This window comes from Reyranella sp., assembly GCF_050185545.1.
Taxonomy (GTDB): Bacteria; Pseudomonadota; Alphaproteobacteria; order Reyranellales; family Reyranellaceae; genus Reyranella.
On record NZ_JBFWZI010000198.1, the window covers coordinates 1 to 8,417 of the forward strand.

At 68.8% G+C, this 8,417-nt stretch carries 10 protein-coding genes; 4 read left to right on the forward strand and 6 right to left on the reverse strand.

Annotation, left to right across the window (positions count from 1 at the left end; all coding sequences use genetic code 11):
• The 3 genes from AB7O82_RS32120 to AB7O82_RS32130 form a co-directional block, all read right to left on the reverse strand.
• Positions 1–403 (reverse strand): MFS transporter (locus AB7O82_RS32120; protein WP_428621142.1); only part of this gene is annotated, 403 nt, incomplete at its 3' end.
• A gap of 458 nt (positions 404–861) precedes the next feature.
• Positions 862–1,821 carry an OmpA family protein gene (locus tag AB7O82_RS32125; RefSeq protein WP_428621144.1) on the reverse strand — a complete coding sequence of 320 codons (960 nt, stop codon included), beginning with the start codon at positions 1,819–1,821 and terminating at the stop codon, positions 862–864.
• 291 nt (positions 1,822–2,112) lie between these two features.
• Complete coding sequence (locus AB7O82_RS32130; RefSeq protein ID WP_428621146.1) at positions 2,113–2,343, reverse strand: hypothetical protein; 231 nt, start codon at positions 2,341–2,343, stop codon at positions 2,113–2,115.
• On the opposite strand from AB7O82_RS32130, the gene AB7O82_RS32135 reads away from it, so the two are divergent.
• Genes AB7O82_RS32135 through alr form a run of 3 tightly spaced genes read left to right on the forward strand, consistent with a single transcriptional unit; the run spans position 2,330 to position 4,173 of the window.
• Positions 2,330–2,569, forward strand: a complete 240-nt coding sequence (locus AB7O82_RS32135; RefSeq protein ID WP_428621147.1) for a hypothetical protein — start codon at positions 2,330–2,332, stop codon at positions 2,567–2,569. The two genes, AB7O82_RS32130 and AB7O82_RS32135, sit on opposite strands and share 14 nt — an antisense overlap.
• 10 nt (positions 2,570–2,579) lie before the next feature.
• Positions 2,580–3,011 (forward strand): Ivy family c-type lysozyme inhibitor, encoded by a 432-nt coding sequence (locus AB7O82_RS32140; protein ID WP_428621148.1) that lies wholly within the window; start codon positions 2,580–2,582, stop codon positions 3,009–3,011.
• Between the two features lie 31 nt (positions 3,012–3,042).
• Positions 3,043–4,173, forward strand: coding sequence for an alanine racemase (gene alr / locus AB7O82_RS32145; protein ID WP_428621149.1), 1,131 nt, complete (start codon positions 3,043–3,045; stop codon positions 4,171–4,173).
• Positions 4,174–4,180: 7 nt separating this feature from the next.
• Here alr and AB7O82_RS32150 read toward each other — a convergent pair whose 3' ends face one another.
• The 3 genes from AB7O82_RS32150 to AB7O82_RS32160 all read right to left on the reverse strand — a co-directional run bounded on the left by AB7O82_RS32150 (position 4,181) and on the right by AB7O82_RS32160 (position 8,156).
• Positions 4,181–5,254, reverse strand: a complete 1,074-nt coding sequence (locus AB7O82_RS32150; protein WP_428621150.1) for a hypothetical protein — start codon at positions 5,252–5,254, stop codon at positions 4,181–4,183.
• Between the two features lie 116 nt (positions 5,255–5,370).
• Positions 5,371–6,276: a hypothetical protein gene (locus AB7O82_RS32155; RefSeq protein ID WP_428549736.1), complete on the reverse strand. Its 906-nt coding sequence runs from the start codon at positions 6,274–6,276 to the stop codon at positions 5,371–5,373.
• The gene (locus tag AB7O82_RS32160) at positions 6,273–8,156 is read right to left on the reverse strand and encodes a hypothetical protein (RefSeq protein WP_428621152.1); all 1,884 of its coding nucleotides are present in this window, start codon (positions 8,154–8,156) and stop codon (positions 6,273–6,275) included. Before AB7O82_RS32160 ends, AB7O82_RS32155 begins: the two co-directional genes overlap by 4 nt.
• Between AB7O82_RS32160 and AB7O82_RS32165 the strand changes: the two genes are divergently transcribed.
• A partial coding sequence (locus AB7O82_RS32165) for a hypothetical protein (RefSeq protein ID WP_428621153.1) occupies positions 8,146–8,417 on the forward strand: 272 nt, incomplete at its 3' end. The genes AB7O82_RS32160 and AB7O82_RS32165 overlap by 11 nt on opposite strands.

Below are 8,417 nucleotides of genomic sequence, written 5' to 3' on the forward strand. Positions count from 1 at the left end.
CCATGCGTTCGCGCCCGACGCTCTCGCCCATCAGGACGCGGCGCACCGGATTGTCGGTCACCCAGCCGAAGCCGTTGATCAGGCTGGCGAGGGCGAACTGCCAGACCTCGAGCTCGCCCAGCCGGGCGGCGACCGCCAGCGCGGTCGAGGTGAGCGCCAGCACGCCGATCATGCCGGCGAGCGTGAGGCGGCGATCGAACCGCTCGGCAAGCGCGCCCAGGAAGGCGCCGAACAGGCCCATCGGCAGCAGACGCAACATGGTGATCGAGGCGACCGCGAGCGCCGAGCCCGTCTGCTTGTAGACGACGACGCCCATCACGACCGTTTCCATCCAGCGCACGGTCGTGACGATCAGCCCGACCGACCAGAGACGCCAGAAATCCGCCGGGAGAGAACGAAGCATGTGTCGGATCGAAAGATCGGTACCAGGTCACGCACACGATCCATTGTCAGCGGCACGGCTTCAGACGGACCAGTTCGACGATCCTAGAGCATGATCGGGCAGGGGGCATCCTTTTGTCATTCGCATCAGGTGCGTGCGAATTGGCGGCGAGGTTGCCGCGTTCTCCTCCCCAGCTTCGCTGGGGAAGTGTCGCCGTCACAGGGAGACCTGCCTCCGCCGGAGAGGTATGGCTCATGTGGACCGCGGGCGTCCCGCCCGCTCATGAGCTTGTGCCGGCGAGACATCCGCGCTCTGGAGAAGGTATGAATCTCGAGCGGGCGGGACGCCCGCGGTCCGCATGAAGCATGATCCCTTCGTCCGCGAAGACGCGGACACCTCCACAGCGAGACGCTGGGGAGGGAAAAAAGCGGCGCCCCACGAGGGCGCCGCAAATCGTCACGTCCCAACCAGGCTACGCGTTACTGCACGACGATCTCGACCCGGCGGTTCTGCGGCTCGCGCACGCCGTCGCCGGTCTGCACCATCAGGCCCTGCTCGCCGCGGCCGATCACCGCGATCGCCGTCGCCGGCACGCCTTCGCGCACCAGCGCGTCCTTCACGGCATTGGCGCGCCGCAACGACAGCGCCATGTTGTAGGCCTCGGTGCCCGAGGTGTCGGTGTGGCCGGTCGCGGTGATGCGGGCATTGCCCTTCGACCTGAAGGCCTGCGCCGCCTGGCGGATCGTGGTCAGTGCCTGGTCGCTCAGGTTGGCCCGATCCCAGTCGAAGAAGACCATGAACGACGGCGGCGAGGCGGGCGCCGCGGCCGGTGGCGGCGGCGGAGGCGCCGACGGCTGGGCGAACTTGTAGCTCACCCCCAGCATGACGGTGACGTTGTTGTTCTGATAGCCGGGCGGATTGGTCGTGCCGTAGTAGCGGCCATCGAGATTGACGCGGAAGTTCTGGTCGATGTTCCAGCCGACGCCGATGATGCCCTGGTAGGCGAACTGCGTGCTGCACAGCGAGCAGCCGTTGATGGTGGCATCGGCGAAGGCGATGCCGGCGCCGGCGCCGATATAAGGCGTAATCGTGGCGCCGGGCAGGAAATCGTACAGAAGGTTGGCCATCACCGAGAGCTGCTCGACGCGGCCGCGCACGTTGCTGAAGATGTTGCCGAAATTCGCGGTGCCGGTGCCGTTGTTGCTGCGGAACATGGTCTCGAGCTCGACGCGCGGACCGACGAAATCGTAGCCGACCACACCGCCCACGGCGTAACCGAGATCCATGTTGTAGTTGTTGCTGTTCAACAGCCAGTTGAGGCCGCCTTGGGCGCCGATATAGAAGCCGGGGTTGGACGGTCCGCCTTCGAAGAGGGACTGTGACTGCGCCGTGGCCGGCACGACGAGCAGCGACGCAGCAACCAAGAGGCCTTTGTTCATTTGGCAATCTCCGGAGTGAGCAATGGCTGACGGAACGGCGGCCAGAGGACGGCGTTGCAGCGGCCGGCCCGAAAGCTGCCGCCTGTTGCACGCCTGCAACATCATCTCGCCTCGCTGTCGCCCACGATGCGCACACACGGCCCCAAACCGGGAGCGGCAGCGGTCTCGACGTACTCCAGCCGACGTTGCAGTGATAACTCCGTGATCGAGCAACCCGCTTGCGGGCGCCGGGAAGTCGGGCCGATCCAGGCCTCCATGCCTCGCGATCCCGTTTGGCTCGCCGCAGGAAGATCAGGCAGTATCGACGCCATGATCCGCGAGGAGTCGGGAACGCGCATGGCCGGGGACGATCTGATCGACGCCGCAAAGCAAGCGGGTGTGGCGAGCTTCGAGGCGACTTTCGGGCGCGTGCCCGAGAACTTCAGGCTGCTGGCCGAGCACGCCCCGGGAGCGTTCGCCGGCTATGGCCTGATCCGCAGCACGATCATGCGCGACAGGGCAGCCGGCGGTGCGCTCGACCAAGGAACTAATCTTCGCTCTTCTCGATACGCTGATTGGCCAGAAGGCCGGCGCGAAGAACCACGCCGCCGCAGCGCTGCGGCTCGGCCTGACCCTGCCCGAGCTTGCCGAGGGCCTGGTGCAGGTCGTGATGGCGGGGGGAATCACGACCTGGAACGAGACCGGCGCCGACGTCATGAGACACTGCGTCGAGCTTTCCGCCTCGACGCAAGCGGCCGCCGGAAGCTGAGAAGCTCGTCGTGCGAAAGACCGGCTGTCCGCGGCGCAGGCACGTCTCGATCGCGGCCGTCGCGGCGCTCGGATTCCTCCTCTCGACACCGCGAGCTTCCGCGCAGTCGGCGCCCTACCTGTTCGATCTCCTGAAGCGCCCCGCCTTTCGCAAGTCGTTCGACGCGTTGTTCGCCAACGAGCGCAATGTCGACGAGTGGATCGGGGTCTTCCAGAGGACCGACAACGGGGTCTGCGGCCCGTCGAAGCGGCTGCAGGCCGGCGACACGATCTACATCGCAGCCGATGTCTGCAAGCCGCACGATTGCGCCGCCAACCATCTGCAGGTCCTGTTCAGCGACAACGGCAGCAAGGCGGCGGCCCTGCTGCGCTCTCCGCGGGGGCTGCGCTGGTTCGGCATGCCGGGTCCGCAGGACCGCGCCCTGCTCGAGCAGTTGCAATAGCAGTAGCGCGTTGTTTCGGACGGTGACCTGCATGCGAGCGGAGCTTCTTCCTTCCCTTCGTCCCAACCGGCTTGTCTGCGATCTCGCGGCCGTCGCCGACAATCTGCAAGCCTTGCGCCGGAAGCTGCGTCCCGGCACCCGGATATTCGCCGCGCTCAAAGGTGACGCCTACGGCTTCGGCCTGCAGCAGGTCGCTGCGGTCCTCGTCGAGGGTGGTGTCGACGGCATCGCCGTCGCCGACCAGGCCGACGCGATCGCCTTGCGCGATCGCGGGATACGCATCCCGCTCCTGCTCTATGCCGGCCACCTCGCCAGCCGCGAGACGGTGCAGGCCACCCTCTCCCACGACCTGATCCCGACCCTGGTCGATGCCGGCGAGGCCGCCGAGTACGCCCGACTCGCGACGCGCCCGCTCGATGTCTTCGTCAAGGTCGATGTCGGGCTCGAGCGAATCGGCGTGCCGGCCGAGCAGGCCGCCGACTTCGTCACCCATGTGCGCAGCTTGCCGAATCTCAGGGTGAGCGGGCTTTACACCCATCTGCAGGTGCCGGCGAACGCGACCGACGGGTTCCTGCGCTGGCAGGCCGGCCGCTTCGATGCCGTCGTCGCGGCGCTGGCCAGGACGGGCGCACCGATGCCGCTGCGCATGCTGGCCTCCAGCGCTTCCCTGGTGCTGGTGGCCGGCATCGAGTACGACGCCGTCGACCCGGGCGGCCTGCTGTTCGGATCGCGCGGCGCCGCGGCGCCGCGCATCGATTTCGGCGTGCGCCCCGTTCTCGACGCCATCACCAGCCGCATCCTCCAGGTGAAGGCGGCGATTTCACCGACCCACCCCGACCAGATGCCGTTTCCTTGGACTCCGGGCATGCGCTTCGCCGTGCTGCCGCTCGGAACGCGCGACGGCCTGCCCCGCTTCAGTGCCGGCCGGGTGCTGATCCGCGGGCGCTCCGCGGCGATCCTCGGATCGATCTCGATCGAGCACGTCCGGGTCGATGTCTCCGACATCCCGGACGCCGCTCCCGGCGACGAGGCGGTCATCGTCGGACGCCAGGGCGATGCCGAGATCCCGTTCAGCGAGGTCATGACGCATTGCGGGCATCGCCGCCTCGCCGACCTCGCCATGGCGGTGGCGCCGACCATCCCGCGCGTCGGCGCGCGCTGAGCGATCGTTACCTGTTCGGATTCCCCCGATTGCGATCGGCCACCAGCTGACGCAATTGGCCGTCGAGCTTGTCGAGCACCGCGTCGGCCTGGGCGGTCCCCTCGAGCCATTGCGTGTGCTCGCTCGCCAGCTGGTCGGCAACGGCATCGGTGAACGCGACCACGGCCTGCGCTTCGCCGGCGCGAACCCGATCCGCAATGTCGTCGACGCGCTCGGCCAACCGGTCGAGGGCGACAACCGCCTTCTCGTAGCGCTCGGCATTGGCGCGGTCGCGCAGCAGCGCCTCGCGATTGGTGGCGTAGGCCGCCAGCGCGGCGCCCACGGATCCGGCGAGGACAAGCCACAGGGCGACCTGGGCGATCTGGGATTGACTGGCGAGGATGGCGCCGCTGCCGCCCACGAACGCGAGCGACACCGCCACGCCGCTCAACAGGCTGGTGCGCACGGACGATTTGCGATGACGCGAGGCGCGGCCGATCATCCACAGCCTCTGGTCGTTCAGCAGGTGAGTCATGACGAGGGCCAGTCCGTAGAGGGCGGCGCGCGGGCCGGCGTCGGCGGCCCGCCGCGCCGCCTCCTTGAAGACGTCGAGCCGGGCGACCTCCGCCGTGCCGCGTTCGGCGAGCCATCGTCCCGCCCGTCCCTGATCCCGGGCGATGTGACTGAAGAAAGCCCCGACCGCTCCCAGGACGATGATGAGAAGGCCCAGGACGTAGAGCTGGGTTGCATTCTCCGGCGCGAGCGAGGTCGCCAGCAGCACGAGGGCGCTCACGACGCCGGCGCCCAGCAGGCAAAGATTGGCAAGGGTCGCTTCCCGCTTCAGCTTCGCCTGCTGATCGATCGCCTCCTCGTCGTGCCGGCGGTAGCTGTCGATCCGCAACGTGACCGGCGCCAGCTGCAGGATTGCCGCGAGCTCGGGACACGCTGTCGAGAGCTGCGCCACCACGGCCGGGATCCGCTCGACGCCGGTCTGGTTGCCGGTCGCGACCGCCGCCGTGCAATCGGCGAGGGCCGGCAAGGCCGGTGCGCCCACCGCAGGCGCGGTGGGCGGCGGCGGAACAGCGTTGTCCTGGTCAGGCATGTCGATCCATTCCCATGCGTCAGCCTTCTAGGCTCTCTTGCCGTCTAGACTCTCCTGTAAGCACAACGGAACGCCACGCGCACTGCATTGTCCCGAGGCCGAGCGCCGCGCGACGCTCAGCCCGTCCCGCACTGTACAGTTCCGCCATAGGTCTCGGCATATCGACGCTCGGCTGCCGCCGCGGTTGCCGACGCCTGCGGTCGATCGATGCGAGCGGGAGGCTGGCCGCGATTGGCCGCCCAGCGCGCCAGGTCGGACCGCTTTCGCGCCAGGCAGGCGACGCGAGCGTCGTTGACCTGGAGGAAATCCATGACCGAGCCGCCGCGTTGCACCGCCGCCGAGCCGGCGGCCGAGGCACCGATCGGCGCGAGAGAAACCGCCTTCTGTCGGCCAGCCTGGTATCCCGCGAGCTGGGCGTCGAAATCGGCATCGCCAGCACGCTCGTCGAGAACCGCCCTTACCCGGTCCGGCTGCGTAACGCCGTCCTGCGGCTTTATCAGGCGCCATGCCTCGGAGGATGCCGCGAGCGTGGCCAGCGGACCGGCCATCGCAAGATAGGCACAGTCGCGCTGAGGTGGAGCCTTGAGCTGGGCGCAAGCCTCGCTGCCGCGGCTTTGCGCCTCGTTCAGCAAGGTGGCAGCGCCGCCTCCCGGCGCGCCGGGGCCCGCGCGAGCCTCCTCGATCAGGGCGAAGTGGGCCGACGATGCAGCCAGGCGATAAAACGCGATCCGTGTCTCGAGATCCGACTGCCGCACGTTCTGCGCCGCCTTGAGCGCTTCGCGTGAGATAGTGGCGAAGGCGGGGCCAAGATTGGCACCCGGCGGGACGATCATCGAATCGCCCGATGCGTTCGCCGTCATTCGCCGGTTGGCTTCGGCCTGGCTGGCATCCACCGTCAGCCTTTCATACGACGCCGACAGATCGTCCAGGGTTCGCGCGGCGCACCCCGGGATCAGGAGAGCGACCAGCAGACAGAGCAGCGCCGCGCGACGGCTGCGATCGCGTGCCGGCCCGGTCGTCATTGGCCCACTCCCTCGAGCAGCTGCGCAACGGTCGCGGCTGCCGGAATCTTCCTGGCGAGGAGCTGGACGCCGACACGGGCGAACAGCGGCGGAAGGCTGCCCGGCAGGATCAGCCCGTTCGGGCTCGCCGCCTCCTTGGCAAGCGTCCGGAGAATTCCCAGGAGTTCGGCAATCTGGGCCGGCGTGGCGGCCCGCACGGCAATGATGTTCAGGCCTTCGACCAGGAGCTCGGCCAGCACCGCGCCGCCCACCACGGGAGGCCTGCCGGCCTCCAGAAGCTCGCTGGCCTCGAGCAGGACGCCACGAATGAGCTCGATCCCGACGCCGCCGGCGGCGGCACCCTCGAGCTTGAAGAGACGGCCCGGATTGCGCGCCGCCGCCTCGGCAGCGGCCGATGCAACCAGCAGCCAGCCCTTGGCGGTCAAGAGCTCGGCGCCCTTCGCAGCCATTGCGGCGGCAACCGCCGACACGACCGCACTGACCTCCGGACCCGCGGCACCTCCGACGACCAGCTGCGGCGACGCTGCGATCTCGCCCAGCACCACGGCGACCAGATCGACGGCCTGCGCCGGCGTCGCCAGGCGCTGCAGCAGCAGAGGATCACCCTCCCGCAGGGCCGGCTGCAGCGCGTCGAGGACCCGGCTGACGACATCGCGGGCCACGCCGTTCCAACCATCGCCGCGAAGCACCAGGGGCAGCGAGTCGTTCACGACCTCGAGAGTCGTCGCGGCGAGTTCCAGCAGCAGGGCGCGGTTGACGCCCGCCGGCACGGACGTGAGCTTGCCCGCCACCTGCTTCACCAGCTCGCGCAGGATCTGCTCGTGAACGGCCGCACTGCCGGCCGGAACAACGAGCTCCGGGCGGGTGGCGATCACGCCGACCGCGGCCGACCAGAAGCGGATCCAGGTGTCGCGCAGCAGCAGGTCCCGGCCGCCCAGGGTCGCCGCCTCGTCGAGCAGCGAATTGGCCAGCGCGCCGACGAGTTGCCCTGCATTCGATCCGCCGGCGCCCCCGATGACCTTGCCGATGAAGTAGCCTCGATCCTGCGCCACGGCGCGTATCGCGCCGGCTGCCATGGCCGGCAGCCATTGGTCGCGCACCGTCTCCCACCTGACCAGGGCCCCCAGCTGCGCACCCGCCGGCGCGCTCGACCATGCCGTCTCGAAGCCGTCCCTCAGCGGGCGAATCGTCGCCGCCAGCAGCGGCTGCAGATGCTCCTGCCTGATCACGATGCCCGGATTGTCGGCCAGCGTCGTCAGGCCGGCGCGGAAGACCGTCACGAGCAGCGACTGGGCGAAGTTCGCCCTGATCCAGCGGTCGCCCTTCCATTGCTCCGGATCGTTGAGGTCGGGCAGCAGCGCCCGGCTTCGATCGGCAAGCGCGGCAACCGCCTCGAGCAGCGGCTGACTGGTGCCGGTCGGTCCCAGCAGGGCCGGCGACGCCTCGCCAAAATCCAGCGCCACGTCGGCAAGCGCCAGGGCGAGCCGGAGCCAGGGCGGCGGCGGACCGTCACCCTCCCATTGCCGGACCAGGAAGGCGACCGATCGGGCAGGCTCGAAGGGCGTGGCCGACGGCGGGCTCGTGCACACCTTGAGCCAGGCAACGACGATCGCCCGTTCGTTCTCGATGCCGTCCCTGAGGTCGTTGGCGTTGGCATCCCAGTGCGCCGCAAACGCGCCGCCCTGGCTGACCCAGACATTGTTTTCGGGTTGGCGGAAGAAGGCAGTCGCCTTCTCCGTCGCGGTCAGTTCCACCACGCCGAGCAGCGGCAGGGAGGCGGGCCGGTCGCGGACGTACTGCTCGTAGGCATCGCGCGATGCTCGCCCAAGCTTGATCAGCCCCTGTACGCCGAATACCAGCAGCGCGGGCGTGAAGATCATCGGCGACAGGGTGACCGGATCGGCAGGACAATTCAAGGAACGCGACGGTCCGCAAACCCTCCCCGTTTGCATATCTTGCGGACAGGTTTCGAACGCTCAACCGAGGCGCGAGATCGTCTATAATCAGCGCCGGCTGTCATGCGAGCGCGGGGCGCAGCCGGGCGACCCAGGCCATCAGGACGACACGGCAAGCCGCCGCTCTTCGACTATCGACGCCACGGGAAAGATCGACGCCACGGGAAAGATCGACGCCACGGGAAA